General features: G+C 36.5%; 9 protein-coding genes, 1 other RNA gene and 1 pseudogene. 10 read left to right on the top strand and 1 reads right to left on the bottom strand.

Annotated features, from left to right (window positions below; all coding sequences use genetic code 11):
• Nucleotides 1-24 precede the first annotated feature (24 nt).
• From OEV82_RS01840 to ssrA, 6 genes are all read left to right on the top strand, one after another.
• On the top strand, nt 25-1,290 hold the full coding sequence (locus OEV82_RS01840; protein ID WP_263060809.1) for a S41 family peptidase: 1,266 nt from the start codon (nt 25-27) through the stop codon (nt 1,288-1,290).
• Nucleotides 1,291-1,584: 294 nt separating this feature from the next.
• On the top strand, nt 1,585-1,815 hold the full coding sequence (secG, locus tag OEV82_RS01835; protein ID WP_173662295.1) for a preprotein translocase subunit SecG: 231 nt from the start codon (nt 1,585-1,587) through the stop codon (nt 1,813-1,815).
• A gap of 203 nt (nt 1,816-2,018) precedes the next feature.
• Nucleotides 2,019-2,768: an alpha/beta hydrolase gene (locus tag OEV82_RS01830; protein ID WP_263060808.1), complete on the top strand. Its 750-nt coding sequence runs from the start codon at nt 2,019-2,021 to the stop codon at nt 2,766-2,768.
• Between the two features lie 44 nt (nt 2,769-2,812).
• Nucleotides 2,813-5,113: a ribonuclease R gene (rnr, locus tag OEV82_RS01825; RefSeq protein WP_263060807.1), complete on the top strand. Its 2,301-nt coding sequence runs from the start codon at nt 2,813-2,815 to the stop codon at nt 5,111-5,113.
• Nucleotides 5,114-5,258: 145 nt separating this feature from the next.
• A complete protein-coding gene (smpB, locus tag OEV82_RS01820; RefSeq protein ID WP_263060806.1) occupies nt 5,259-5,726 on the top strand; it encodes an SsrA-binding protein SmpB in 468 nt (155 codons plus the stop codon).
• A gap of 135 nt (nt 5,727-5,861) precedes the next feature.
• Nucleotides 5,862-6,222: a transfer-messenger RNA gene (gene ssrA / locus OEV82_RS01815) on the top strand.
• Nucleotides 6,223-6,715: 493 nt separating this feature from the next.
• On the opposite strand, the pseudogene OEV82_RS01810 reads toward ssrA, so the two are convergent.
• Nucleotides 6,716-7,132 (bottom strand): annotated as a pseudogene (locus OEV82_RS01810) (transposase); the annotation flags it as partial.
• 306 nt (nt 7,133-7,438) lie between these two features.
• Here OEV82_RS01810 and OEV82_RS01805 point away from each other — a divergent pair.
• From OEV82_RS01805 to OEV82_RS01790, 4 genes are read left to right on the top strand one after another with little or no spacing between them, the layout of a single operon-like run.
• Nucleotides 7,439-8,470, top strand: a complete 1,032-nt coding sequence (locus OEV82_RS01805; protein WP_263060805.1) for a DUF2220 domain-containing protein — start codon at nt 7,439-7,441, stop codon at nt 8,468-8,470.
• Nucleotides 8,443-9,957 (top strand): replicative DNA helicase, encoded by a 1,515-nt coding sequence (locus OEV82_RS01800; RefSeq protein WP_173662145.1) that lies wholly within the window; start codon nt 8,443-8,445, stop codon nt 9,955-9,957. The genes OEV82_RS01805 and OEV82_RS01800 overlap by 28 nt, the downstream gene beginning before the upstream one ends.
• Nucleotides 9,944-10,684 carry a DUF6063 family protein gene (locus OEV82_RS01795; protein WP_173662147.1) on the top strand — a complete coding sequence of 247 codons (741 nt, stop codon included), beginning with the start codon at nt 9,944-9,946 and terminating at the stop codon, nt 10,682-10,684. Before OEV82_RS01800 ends, OEV82_RS01795 begins: the two co-directional genes overlap by 14 nt.
• The gene (locus tag OEV82_RS01790; RefSeq protein ID WP_263060804.1) at nt 10,671-15,089 is read left to right on the top strand and encodes a coiled-coil domain-containing protein; all 4,419 of its coding nucleotides are present in this window, start codon (nt 10,671-10,673) and stop codon (nt 15,087-15,089) included. Before OEV82_RS01795 ends, OEV82_RS01790 begins: the two co-directional genes overlap by 14 nt.
• Nucleotides 15,090-15,160 lie beyond the last annotated feature (71 nt).

Genomic DNA, 15,160 nt, shown 5'->3' with positions numbered 1-15,160 from the left:
CAAACATAAATGGAGTGATCAGTGATGTATTCAAAAATTTTCAAAGAAATTGTTGAAGTTATGCATCATGATTATGCCGGCTATATTGACAAAATCGGGTGGGACAGACCAAACGATTATAAGAAACGAATTCGGAATTTAGAACGGAACAATGCGCTCAATACCACTTTATTCTCTGAGATTGTTAATGATTATTTACTAGATTTTAAAGATCCTCATGTTTATTTAAAAGTAAGTACCGACAAAACCAATCAAGAATATCAAATTGGCTTTAATGTAAGAAGATATGCCAATCGGTTATTTGTTACTAATGTAACAAAGGAAAAACGGTTACAGAGTGGACACGAAATTATTTCAGTCGATTATATCCCTATAGATGTCCTTGTTCATAAACATCGTCGTGAATTGCGAGACGACGGTGCAGAGAGAGAAGACTGGCGACCGATACTAAAGAAATATTATCAATGTGAAGTAAGAACAGCGGATGGTTCTACATTTTCCATGGAATTCAATCAATATGAAAAAAAACTCCATACCCCTCCATATAAAATTGAAAAATATAATGATTCAACGCTTTTATTAACATTCACAGATTTTAAGGATCCGGATGGAATAAAAAAATTATTAAATCATTATATGGAAGATCTTATCCAATACGAAAATTGGATTATTGATATCCGAACAAATTACGGCGGTAGTGATGTTGCTTTCCATTCAATAATTCCGTATTTATTTCCAGAAGGTGAAAACCAAATTGATTTAAGTGAAAAATATGCAATGAAATTTAATTGTACTGAAAAAAATTATGAACGGATTAAACAATCTTTTGAAAAAGAGTTACAAACTATTAAAGATGAAAAAGCAAAACAATCACTTGCAAATTATCTCTATCAATGGGAGGAAAATAAAGGGAAAGGATTTGTTGCATTCAATTCAAATGTGTCGAAGATAATTGAAGGGAAAAAAATGCCGAAACAGGTGGCAGTGTTAATTGATCGTTATTGTAGCAGTTCTGGAGAAGTATTTGCGGATATTTGCAAGCATTCCGATAAAGTGACACTTATCGGTCGGCCGACATACGGAATCAATGGGTATGGAAATATAACATGTGCAGTATGGAATAATCGGTTTGAACTCTATTACCCCACTTCTCGCTTAAATTCCATGGATAAAGGAAAAACTTTACTGGATGTGGCTGTTCATCCGGATGTTTATCTCCCATGGACTCCAGAGCATTTAGAAAGAGATGTTGACTTGCTTGAAGCTGAAAAACAATTATCGAGTAAATAAGTAAAATTGAATAAGATCGTTCCAAAAATTATTGAATTGCTAGAGAGGGGAAAAAGACTAGGTTATGATGAAAATATATGGATTTAAGTTACCTCACTCTATGTTGAAAAGGGAAGGCTAATCGCAACGTTATTATCTCGAGTTGCTCTTGTTATATGTCTTGAAAAATAACGATTTTTTTTAGTGAAGTGTTTTGATGATGTATCACTTTGTTGCGCAGGTAAAAACAGATTGTAAATCCCAGGGTTTTATGTTAAATTTAACTATATGTAGACCGTATGGGAGGTTAAGGTTTTGCAAACACTGTTAATCGTACTTCTAATCATAGATTGCCTTGCACTGGTAGCAGTTGTTTTACTTCAATCAGGGAAAAGTGCTGGACTATCCGGTTCCATTGCTGGAGGAGCGGAACAACTTTTCGGTAAACAAAAAGCACGTGGACTTGATGCCATTCTTCAACGAACTACGGTTGTTTTAAGTATTCTATTCTTTGTTTTAACAATTTTATTGGCATATTTTGTTTAAACGGAACCTGGCCCCCTTGGTCAGGCTTTTCTTATTTATAAAACACTTTTCTTTTGCAAATGTTAAAGGCTTGTCAACAATAGTATTGCTATGAAATGTTAAAGTTTTACAATGAATGGTTGTTTTTGTAAGCTGAAATAAGGGTAATTTTTAATAATATGCAAAAAATACAACTAGTTGTACGTAAAGAGAGGAAGATCGTAATGAAAATTACTCCACCAAAACCATTTACCTTTAAAAAAGGGAAACGTGCGGTTTTATTACTCCATGGTTTTACCGGGAACAGTGCTGATGTAAGGATGCTCGGACGATTTCTAGAAAAGGAAGGCTATACATGTCATGCACCAATCTATCGTGGCCATGGGTTAGAACCTGAACAATTACTGAACTACCGTCCCGATGATTGGTGGCAAGATGTTCAAAAGGCGTATCAAGAATTAAAAGATATGGGACATGATGAGATTGCCGTTGCAGGTCTTTCTTTAGGTGGTATATTCTCGCTTAAATTAGGGTACTCTCTACCCGTTAAAGGGATCGTACCAATGTGTGCTCCGATGTATCTTAAGTCCGATGATGCCTTATATAAAGGTGTATTAGCTTTTGCCCGCGATTACAAGAGAAAAGAGGGGAAATTACCTGAACAAATTGAAAAGGAAATGGATGCCTTTGACTCACCGGAATTAAAAGATCTTTTATTTGCCAATCAGAAGTTACTAGATGAAGTACGAGGCAATATTGATATGATTTATGCTCCTATTTTTGTCGTTCAAGCAAGAAAAGACGAAATGGTCAATATAGAGAGTGCCAATATCATTTATAATAATGTAGAATCAACGGAAAAGTATTTAAAATGGTACGAAGAATCTCACCATGTGATTACAATGGATAAAGAAAGAGACGAATTACATAAAGATGTTCTACAGTTTTTAAATAGCTTAAATTGGAAAGAATAAGGGAAATAATAAATTTAGGAATGGTAATAGAAAGGAGGGGTTTTATGGAACAGCATGAATTAATCGAAAAGCTGTTAGATTACATGAAAGAAGAAGCTTATAAGCCTCTTACCGTAAGTGAGTTGGAAGAAGCAATGGAGATTGAGGATTCCAGCCAATTTAAAGATTTTGTAAAAACCCTTGTATATATGGAAGAAAAAGGGTTAGTTGTTCGGACAAGAAGTAATCGTTACGGACTACCGGAAAAAATGAGTTTAGTTCGCGGAAGGGTATCGGCTCATGCGAAAGGGTATGCCTTTGTTGTACCGGAAGAACCTGGTTATGATGATATTTTTATCCCTCCTGGTGAAACAAATAATGCTCTAAATGGAGATATTGTGTTAGCGAAAGTGACAAAAGAAAGTTCTGGTGCACGCCGAGAAGGAACGATTGTTCGGATTTTAGAACGAGGGGTAAAACAAGTAGTCGGTACATATACAGAAAGTGCAAACTTTGGCTTTGTTATACCAGATGATAAAAAATTTAACGGGGACATTTTTATACCGAAACATGCTTCCAAGGGAGCAGTGGAAGGACATAAAGTAGTTGTAAATATCACAGTTTATCCTGAAGGACGGATGAGCGCTGAAGGAGAAGTTGTACAAATCCTTGGCCACCGTAATGATCCTGGTGTTGATATATTATCCATCATTTATAAACATGGTCTTCCCATTGAGTTTCCTGAAGATGTGATGGAACAAGCACAAAAAGTCCCAGATAAAATCTCAGAAGAAGATATAAAAGGACGTCGCGATTTACGTAACGAAGTATATGTAACGATTGACGGTGCAGATGCAAAGGACCTAGATGATGCGGTATCCGTTACACGTTTGGATAACGGGAACTTTAAATTAGGTGTTTCCATCGCCGATGTAAGTTATTATGTGACAGAAAATAGTCCGATTGATAAAGAAGCCTATGAACGAGGAACGAGTGTTTACTTAGTGGACCGTGTCATTCCAATGATTCCCCATCGGCTTTCCAATGGAATTTGTTCCTTAAATCCTAAAGTTGATCGTCTAACTCTCACATGTGAAATGGAAATTAACGAGCGTGGCGTCGTCGTCAGCCATGAAATATTTGAAAGTGTCATTAAAACGACGGAACGAATGACGTATTTTGATGTCAATAAAATTTTAGTTGATCAAGATGAAGAATTACGAGAGAAATACCATGATCTTGTCCCGATGTTTGAGGATATGGAAGAGTTAGCGGCTATTTTAAGAAAAAAAAGGATGAAACGTGGCGCCATTGACTTCGATTTTAAGGAAGCGAAAGTTTTAGTGGATGATGATGGTCATCCAACAGATGTAGTGATTCGCGAACGTTCGGTGGCAGAACGTTTAATCGAAGAATTTATGTTAGCGGCAAACGAGACCGTTGCTGAGCATTTTCATTGGTTGGAACTACCGTTTATTTATCGAATTCACGAGGATCCTAAAGAAGATAAACTTCAACGATTCTTTGAGTTTATTACAAACTTTGGCTTAATTGTTCGAGGCAAGGCTAATACAGTACATCCGAGGGCATTGCAAGAAATCATTGAAGAGGTTCAAGGGAAGCCAGAAGAGATGGTAGTGAATACTGTCATGCTTCGTTCGATGCAACAAGCAAAATATTATCCAGAAAACTTAGGCCATTTCGGTTTGGCTACAGATTATTATACCCATTTTACTTCGCCAATCAGGCGCTATCCAGACTTAATTGTCCATCGTTTAATACGAACATATATCATTAAAGGGGAAATGGATCCGCAAACGCAGGCAAAATGGAGTGCATTGTTACCTGAAATTGCTCAACATACGTCAAAAATGGAGCGTAGGGCCGTTGATGCGGAAAGGGAAACAGATGAACTGAAGAAAACGGAGTATATGGAAGATAAAATCGGTGAAGAGTTCGATGGCATTATTAGTTCCGTGACGAATTTTGGTATTTTTGTCGAATTACCAAATACAATTGAAGGGCTAGTCCATGTCAGTTATTTAACGGACGACTACTATCATTATGATGAACGTCAATATGCGATGATTGGGGAACGAACAGGTAATGTGTTCCGAATTGGTGATGAAATTACCGTTCGGGTGATTAGTGTTGATAAAGAGGAACGTTCCATTGATTTTGAAATTGTCGGAATGAAAGAAAGACGGAAGCAGGATCGGGAATCACAACCGCGTGTTGTCCATGCACAGCCAAATAAAAAAGGTAAAACAAAAGATCGTTCAGCAGGTGAAAGTAAAAAGTCAAAGAAGAAGAAAAAGTTTTACGAAAATATCCCCAAATCAGTCCGGAAATCAAAAAGAAAATGATTTCGGCAGCCTCTTAATAGAGGCTGTTCTTCTGTTACAACGAAAATAATGAATCCCTTGATCGTTGTGGATTATTGATGCATTGGTGACGTTGTAAAGTAGAAGATTTTTTGGTAAAATATAGAGTCACTGGGGGGGAATTCCATTGCCAAAAGGAAAAGGGAAAATGATCGCACAAAATAAAAAAGCGTATCATGATTATTTTATCGAGGATACGTATGAGGCAGGAATCGTATTACAAGGTACAGAAATAAAATCGATTCGTGCCGGTCGTGTAAATTTACGGGATGCCTTTGCTCGTATTGAAAAGGGTGAAGTGTTTATGTATAACGTTCATATTAGCCCTTATGAGCAGGGAAACCGATATAATCATGATCCGTTACGCCCGCGGAAGCTATTATTACATCGTCGTGAAATCGACAAGCTTATGGGTGAAACGAAGGAAGCGGGCTATTCTTTAATCCCGACAAAAATTTATATTAAAGATGGCTATGCAAAAGTGGAAATTGCATTAGCGAAAGGTAAAAAGAAATACGATAAACGTGAAGCGATGAAGAACAAAGAAGCAAAACGGGAAATTGAACGGGCCTTTAAAGAAAGGCAAAGATTGTAAAACAATCCAAAATATACTACTTGTCATTTGATCTGGAGAGTTGTTATAATATAGTTGTCACTAGGATAAGTGACATAAAAACGAAATAGCAGTTAAGCTAAATTCTATTTTTTCCGAACTACCTATTAACATAATGGGGACGTTACGGATTCGACAGGGGTAGATCGAGCTTAAGCTGCGAGTCGAGTCGGCGAACTCGTAAAAACGCCACGCCAATAATAACTGGCAAATCTAATCAATCTTACGCTTTAGCTGCCTAATTTGGCCTAAGCGGCTCCTCCCTCCATCGCCCGCGTGGTAGGGTCAGGGGTTCATCTGAGCGGGATACGCCGGCTGCCCACCGTCTGAGGGCGAAGGAAGAGACCAATCAGACTAGCATTCACAAAGCCTGTCGATAGGCCGAGTGAATAGTGAAAAGTGAATATATCGACTACGCTCGTAGACGCTTAAGTGGCGATATCTCTGGACGTGGGTTCGACTCCCACCGTCTCCACCAAATACATATTTGGTGGTTTTTTTGTATCTGTGTGACAGGAACCATAAAATTTCCGTTTGGAAACTTTATGGTTTTTTTAATGAAGCTTAATCCATTTCTAATGAATCTTGAAACATTATTTCTTATAGTTTTGATGATTTATATTACCTTTAATTTTTGAATGATGGTATGTCAACACAAAATTGAACAATTTTTTAAGGTACATGTTCAAATTTGATTATTTCATGCAACGACTATAATTTGAATTTTAATAAGGCTTATTCATATTGTTCGCCACCATTGACTTTGCTTTTGTCTGTGTAGTGGAATGACCTTAGGTCAGGTAGAAAAACAGCCTTGAGGGCTTACCTGCTGATAAATTGTAACACAGACAATTCGATTCTAAGTATTCGCTGGCGGGGCCCCGACCCCTTCCATCGTCTACTAAGAATTGGGCGCTACAGTAAATGGCATGCAGCTAACGCTGCGGCTCTGCGATTTATTCTTGAACACTTTACTGAACAGTATTCTTTCCAATTAGATGTCTTTCTTTAAATTCTTTTGGTGTTAAGTAATCTAATGAACCATGTATTCGTATGTTATTAAACCAATTAACGTAATCAAATAGCTCTAGATCAAGCTCTTGTTGACTATCAAACACTTTACCATAAACGAATTCTGTTTTAATAGTTTTGAACGTTGCTCCGGCAACGGCATTATCATAAGGCGTTCCTTTCTCGCATAGAGATCTCTTGATACCGAACGTTTCTAAAGCTTGGTCTATCAAACGGTTTTTAAACTCACTTCCTCGATCAATGTGAAATAATTCGAGGCGATTTAGATTGTTTTTAACTGATGAAAAGGCACGGTGAACTAGCTCAGCGTTCTTTTGAGGACCTGAACTGTAGCCAATAATTTCACGATTATTTAACCAAGATCATTGACAGTTTAATCAATGGAAACACGTCTATTTTAGATTATGATAAATTAAAGGTTGTTCAAGATGGCGTAGTGAAATCGAATTTGTCTGTTTATATTAGTTATTTTAAAAATCAATGTTTCATAGAGAATCACACGACTCCCTTTACAAGCAATGGGTATGAAAATGTTACTCGTTGCTTGTATTTTTTGTTTGCGGAGATTTAAATTATACATTTTTTGGAAAGAATATACATACTGTTATTTCTCTCTTTTTCTAGTAAAATTATACTAAAAGAATTATGACGGGGTGCTTTGTATGGAAAAAATCTATAAAAGTTTAAATACATATCCGAAACGGACGATTTTACTATCAGACTTACAAGACCTATTAGGAAGTTTTTTCAAAGACTATGATGACTTTGCGAATACAATTATATCCCTTGAAAATAACGGTGTTTTACAAATGGTGAAGTCAAAAGGGAGGACAACAAGAACCCCATCACTTGCTTATCAATACCGTATTGATAAAAGTAAGCTATCTGCTCGTTTCCATCAAGAAATTCAACAATATCAGAACGAACTCCATCCAGCGATTAATCTCGATGAATATTATCAAAAGGACCCTACCATATGGCAACATGATCTCCCATATCTTTTAAAAATAAATGACTATTTGCATACGAACGGTTTTCCGAAAGAAGTTGTACCGGCACCGGAGCGAAGTTTTGAACTTGTTCAAGATGAGAAGTGGATTACGGAAAAAGGTGGGAAAGAAATACTTGAGCGGGTTGGTTTATTTGAGCGGTTAAAAATTACCCCCGTTTCTGACCCGTTAATGTTTGCGGTAAATCCCAAAACGATTCACTCCACGACCCAATATCATTTAATCGTTGAAAATAAAACAACGTATCAAGGGCTGCTTCCCGCATTAAAGAAAACCGAATTTTCTACTTTAGTTTACGGGAGTGGTAAAAAAGTTATCCAAAGTATTGAACAATTTTCGGAACAATATCCAGTAGAAGCAGAACATGTCTTTTTTTACTTTGGCGATCTAGACAGGGAAGGAATTTCAATTTGGTATTCATTAACGAAAAAAATTCCCGCTCAACTTGCAATGCCCTTTTATGAAGCATGTTTGGAGAAGCAACCTGTGTACGGAAAGGATTACCAAAAACAATATAAAGAGGCACAAACGACGTTTATCAAGCAATTTTCACCAACACAACAAGCGAAAATTGAAGACGTTTTTTCACAAGGAAAGTATTATCCGCAAGAAATATTAAAGTCTAAAGAATTGCAACAGATTTGGAGGGAAGCTGATTGGAAGAAATTGACGTACAACAATTAATGGACGGGTTTCGTGACCGGGTGCGGAGAATTGCCCTGTTTGATCCGTTATATGATTTAGACCGGAAGCGGGAGACGGATTTAAATGGGACGAGGATTGATATGAAAGGTCTTGGTCTTCTGACCCTTCTCTTTTTCTTTGAGCAAAAATTAATTCGTAATAACAAAATCGGTGTAAAGGAATTGGCTTATTTTTTAAAAGATGCAACGAAACAAGTGTATGTTTTAAAAGATGAGACGTATGAACAACTGGCACGGACCCTTATTCAAACCTTTCGTCCGACAACAGGGAAAAAACGGAGTTATACATTTTTTGATTGGGAAACAAAATCGGAACAGAATATTGAATATTCCATTTTAAAGGCGAACAATTTCGATGCAACTGCCAATGTTCAATATTACACCCTTGATGAAGATGGTCTTGAATTAATTTTTGCCACGAAAGAGTTTTACAGTGAATTTCAACTATCCATTAACCAATTGATTTTGCGGAAGCAACTGGAAAAGGGAGAGTTTAAAGGAGCATTACGTCAAATTAACGAAATGCGCATTGATGTCGAAACGCTTCAGGAACGCATTACAAAATTAAAACATGAGATACAGCGGAGTATTATTTCTGAAGAAACTTTTGAGCGGTATAAAGAGCTACTCGATGATATTTATACAAGATTAGAGAGAGAAGACGAAGAATTTAAGGAATTACGGGATTTTGTAAAAGAAACGAGGGCTCGCTTGTACGCGGAAAACATCCACCAAAAGGAACAGAAGACGTACGGTTATGTGTTAAAAATTAATCGGGAACTAGAAGAAGTTCATTATGAACATACACAACTATTAGATCAAACGCTCCATTTGAAAAATACGACGTTAATTACAGCGCAAGAATCGCTTTATTATACCGGGATGCAATCCTTTAATTTTGACCAAGATATCGTTTCGCGCATTGTTTCAACACCGTTACCGATGGAAGCGATGAAAGGAATTTTACATCCATTTTTAAAAGTGGAAGAAAATGAATTTTGGTCACCACTTACCGTGCTGGCTGAGCAAAATATTGTAGAAGGTCGGGATGAACGGGTAGAATATCATTTCTATGAAGTAGATGATGATGCGAGTGGGGATCCTTATAAATTATGGCTTACAGAAAAGTATAAAGAACTGATGTCTTACTTTTTACAAGCTTATGAGGAAGGCGAGGCAAACTGTTTATCTGATTTTATGACGTATTTAGAGAACAATGATTTAGCTTCAATTTATGAACATCGATACTTTTATGACTTTTGGATTGTGCTCCATCAACGCTCACCGATAACGAATGAGACTGGTGATGAAGAGGATAATAATACGATTTTTGGTGAAGCCTTCGGATTACTTGGTTCGAGAACTTTAAAAGTAATCGAAACATCGTCCATCATTCAAAAAGTAGACCGCTATTCGATAAGTGAAATGATAATTACATTGGAGGAAGATGAGGATGGATTATTCTGAGCAAACGGTCATTCGAGCCTTTCAAATATATACGAAACTAGCGAAAAACGGTGTCGTTGGCCAAGAAGAAGTACAGCTATATAATGCAGATGACCGTGTACGGGCACTTTTAGATTTATTTAGTAAGGAAGTGGATAGTGTCATCATTAAAACGAGTGAACAGTTATTTTTTGTCCCGAAAACGAAACTATCTCCCTTTCATGTTAGTAATGATTGGATAAAGCGGAAGTATTTACGATCAGGGGCAACGAATGCGGATATTTATTTACTCTATTTTTGTACCCTTATTCTTTTTGGTAGTTTTTATGACTCGTATCAAAGTCCTGGACCAACTCGTCAATTTATTGGCCTTGATGATTGGATTCGCTTAATTCAAGAAAGAATCGACCATTTAAAATCCCATGATGAAGAAGAACTTAAAGAATATGAAAAAGAATTTTCCTACAACTGGTCTACAATTATTGAAAAATGGGAAGACATGGATGATATAAAAGAAACGGCGAAACGTCAAACCGGAAATACGATTAGTCGGATGAGTTTTCTTGATACGGTAAAACGATTTTTAATAGACCAAGAACTCGTCCAAGATATCGGCAATAATGAAATTACGTTAACGGAAAAAGCAATGACAATTATTCAACGTTTCTTTATGGAAGTCGAGTTCAATAAAGGGATTTTTGAGTTTATTTATGCCTTTGAAAAGGAGGATACGGATGCCGGCCATTAATAAAATTCGCTTAACAAATGTCGTATATGAAGAAGGGAAAAAACGTTACAACGATGAGGTGTTTTTATTCGACGGTTATAACGGAGCTATTTTACTAGAAAATGGTGGCGGAAAAACGGTTTTCATTCAAACTGTATTACAAGCGGTCATTCCCCATACTGATTTAGCCGACCGGAAAATAAAGAATACATTAGTGTTAGAAAATGCCCCGGCACATATTGCCATTGAATGGTTATTAAATGATAAACCAAGGCGATATCTTGTTACGGCGGTTACATTATTTATGACAAAGGATGGTCTCGATTCTCTCCGCTACGTGTATGAATATGGACCTGGTGATGAACATGGCATTGAAGAAATTCCTTTTGTGCGCCGTGGGAAAGATGGGAATCGTCCGGCTGATCGCGGGGAAATGCAAGATTACTATAGCCATATGAAAGATCGTTTTCCACTCGTTGCACATACCTTTTCTACGATTAAAGATTATCGCAAGTTTATTGAGGAACAATATCATATAATCGTCAATGAATGGGATAGTATTGTGAAGATTAATAGTACAGAAGGTGGCGTAGAAACCTTCTTTGAAAATTGTAAAACGACGACCCAATTATTTGATCGTTTGCTAATTCCGACGGTGGAAGATTCAATTGCAGGCCATAATCCGAATCTATTTGCAGATATGTTTGAAAAACAGCTTGATAGTTTAAAAAGATATAAAAAATTGAAAGAAACAATCGAAGAAAATAAACGGATTCAGGAACAACTAGAAAAATACGTTCAAACCTTTGAAAAATTGCATTTAGCCCGTCAAAACTATGAAAAGTCGAAACAGAAGGCAAAGGGAATTTGGGAAGAAATTCATATTCAAAAATCAGAAGTAACGGCCGCTCAACAAAATCTTGAGGAGCTTTTACAAGGGTGGGAACAAAAGAATAAGCGGTATGAGATAAAACAGGCTTCGTATCAAATTGCCGTTGAACAAGAGAAGTTTGATCGTTTACGTGAGGAATTTGAACAGGTGAATGCGGATTATCATAGTAAAAAGGAAGAACTAGATACGTATAATAAGGAGTTTTTCTCACTAAAATTAGCCCAATGTAAACAAGAATTACGTCAGCATGAAGAAGAAATCACCTATGTGGAAAGTGAAATGGATAAGCTTACAGAAAAAGAAGAACTGCATGACTTGGAAATTCAACTTGAACAAGCGAATCAAGCATTACTCGGTTATTTTTTAAAAACAATGGAAGAAATTCAAGATGAGATCAAAGGTCTGCAATATGAATTAAATCCGATTTTAGATTACATTGAAAAAATACAACAGGAAATCGATTCGAACCGAAAATTAGAACAAATGAAACAACAAGACTTGGCAGGTGTTCGAACGACAATTGAAACGCGAACAGGGGATATGAAAAAGTTGGAACAGTCCCTGCTTGCCAATCCCGAGCAAGAACAAGTGTATATTGAGTTGGAAAAATGGCGGAATCGTTATCATTTTCTAGATGAAGAGATTATTCGACTGGAGTCAGAAAAGAAATCGAAGAATAAAGAAATTATTGAATTAGATCAAAGGATTGAACGTCAAAAAGATGAAAAGAATGATTTGACGAATGAATTGCGGTTAATTGTGACGGCAACAAATCAAATTGAAGCAGAACAAAGTGAAGTGATTAAACAGTTAAGTTCGCTTCGTCCACAATGGTCAACGCTTGATTCGGTTTATGAACATGAACAGTCGATAGAAAACCGATTAATGGAGACCGTGGAAAAATTAAATCGGGAAAAAGAAGAGTACCTGTACAAAGAACGTGTTGCCTATCGGTTAGTTGACGATTATCAAGAACAGGTGACCTTTTTTAGTGATCCAGTCATTGAAAAGCGGATAAAAACTTGGAAAAACCAATTAGATTATTGTGTAACGGGAATTGAATATTTACAAGGTTTAGATGAAAAAGACTATCAAAATAAAGTAGATTATCCGCTATGGGCGGTTACCCTTGTAACAACGAAAAAGTCAAAGCCTACATTACAAAAGAAAATTGAAGAAATTGCGGATCAACTCCGTTTTCCGATACAAATTTTAACAACAGAAGAAGCAGCACTTATTCAAAAAGAAACGAAGCAAGAAGAGTTTGCTTGGATAACACCATCCCATTGGGAGATGGGGCTGAACGATGAGACCTTTGAACAATGGAAACAAGAAATATTGGTGGAAGCGAAAAAGTCGAAAACGGAACGTGTAGCCAAGGAAAATGAGTTGAAACAGTGGGAAAAGGGCTTACACACATTTCGACAGTTTGTTCAAAAGTATCCATATGAAAAAGTAACTGACCTCCACACTAAGCAATCAGAATTAATGAGGGATATTGAAGAGTTGGACCGCCAAATCAATCATTCCATCCAAACTAAAGATGGATTACTTCAGCAAATTGAGCAAATTGAACAAACGGTTAAGCAACATCGGGATGAGATGCAAGGTTTGGAAAGGAAAATTGAGAAGGCGTATGAATATGTGAAGTATCGGCAAGAAGTAGCGGATGCCAAGGCTTCAGAAAAACTTTTATTGGAAGAGATTGCTGAAATTCAAAATAGGGTGAAGCGTCTGGAAACACAGTTGAAGGACTATGCGGAGCAAAAAGAATTTTTAGAAGAAAGAAAGCGGGACCTTGAAGCAGAAATTAGATCAATAGAAAAAAGTGATGAGTATGATGAAGTACGCTCGTTAACGCCAGTCTATACAAACGAAAGTAAAAAAATAATTCAAGATAAAATTCGCACGCTACAATATAAATTACATGAAATAAACACAAGTTATGGAGAATTACAGGTACGTTTGAAAAGTGCACAGGATAATGTCGAACGTTTAACGAGGGAAATGAAAGAGCTGCGTGAAGAAAGCAGTGATTTAGATGAGAATTTAGTTTTTCCAACAGATGGGGAAGAATTAATCCAAAAGCTAAATGTGAAAATTAAAGAAGTGAAGGAAGAGCTTTCTCGATTACAAAGGCAGGTGCAAGAGAAAGCTTCTGCGAGAGACGTTCAAAAGGGGGCATGGCAAAGCAAGGTTCAAAGTTTTGAAGATGTTTATCATGGTGTTGAAATTGTAACATTTACAGATCCATTAGATAAAGTGAAGGTGGATTTACAACAGGAGAAAAAAGCACTTCGAGACGAGAAAAAATATATAGATGAACAAATGCATCAAGTTGAACGAGAACGAAATAGTATTCATGATGCGGAGCGCTTGTTAGAACGATATATTGAAAAACATCATTTCAACGCACCACAAGTTGAAGCGATAAGCTTAAGTGTTGATGAAAAAACAGAGTTTACGTATAATCGGAAAAAATTTGCACGTGTTACCATAAATGAACTTGAAAATCGCAGTCAGCAAGTAGACCATGAAGAAGAACATGTTGGTAAGCAGAAACAAGCTTTTAAACAATTTTGCACGACAATTACAGATTATCGATTACAAAAGATGGCTGAAAATGGTGTGGAATATAAAACAACGTATGAAGATTTACTTGATTTTAAGAAAAATATGATGTTAAACATTGAACGGACAACGAATTATGCCAATGAAAGTATCCGAAGAGAAGATGAAGAATTACAAGCTTATATTAATCGAATTCATGCCCACTTAAAAACGGTAGTCGAAGAATTAAAACATATTCCGAAAAACACGAAAATTAAAGTAGACGGTCAATGGAAAATGATTTATGAATTTAAGATCCCCGAATGGCAGGAAGAAGAAGGTAAACAACGAATTCGTAACCATATTGATTGGATTTTAAAACAATTAGAATCAGACCGTTACTTAAAAGAAGATGATGTTCAAGATGAAGCAAAAATTCGAAAAGATCTAGAAATGTGGCTTCAAACTAAGCAACTTTTACAAATCGTTATGAATAATGAAGCGATGAAAGTAAGTTGTCGTAAAGTAACAAATGAAAATAAAGTGACAACTCGGTCCTACTCTTGGGAACAAAGTAATGTTTGGTCTGGTGGAGAAAAATGGAGTAAAAATATGACGTTATTTTTAGGTCTATTAAATTATGTTGCGGAAAAGAAAACACATCAACAAAAACGGATGAAACATAACCGCGCTGTAATTTTAGACAACCCATTCGGAAAAGCATCCAGTGACCATGTGTTAAATCCGGTATTCTTTGTTGCCGAACAATTAGGTTTCCAAATTATTGCTTTGACTGCTCATGCAGAAGGGAAGTTTTTACAAGACTATTTCCCAATCATATATAGCTGTCGTCTACGTGATTCAAAGGATTCCGAAAAACAAATCATGACGAAGGAAAAATGGTTACATCGTGCGTATTTCCAAGATCATGAACCAGAAACATTAGAACGCTTAGCCGAAACGGAACAGATGACGTTGTTTTAAAAATATAATCAATTAAATTCATCTGAAAGGTTATGTGAGTAAGTCATAACGTATGAAGAAAAGGCTGTCCG

This window comes from Pallidibacillus thermolactis (assembly GCF_025660415.1).
In the GTDB taxonomy this organism is placed as follows: Bacteria; Bacillota; Bacilli; order Bacillales; family Caldibacillaceae; genus Pallidibacillus; species Pallidibacillus thermolactis.
This window is presented reverse-complemented; position numbering and strand designations above follow the sequence as displayed.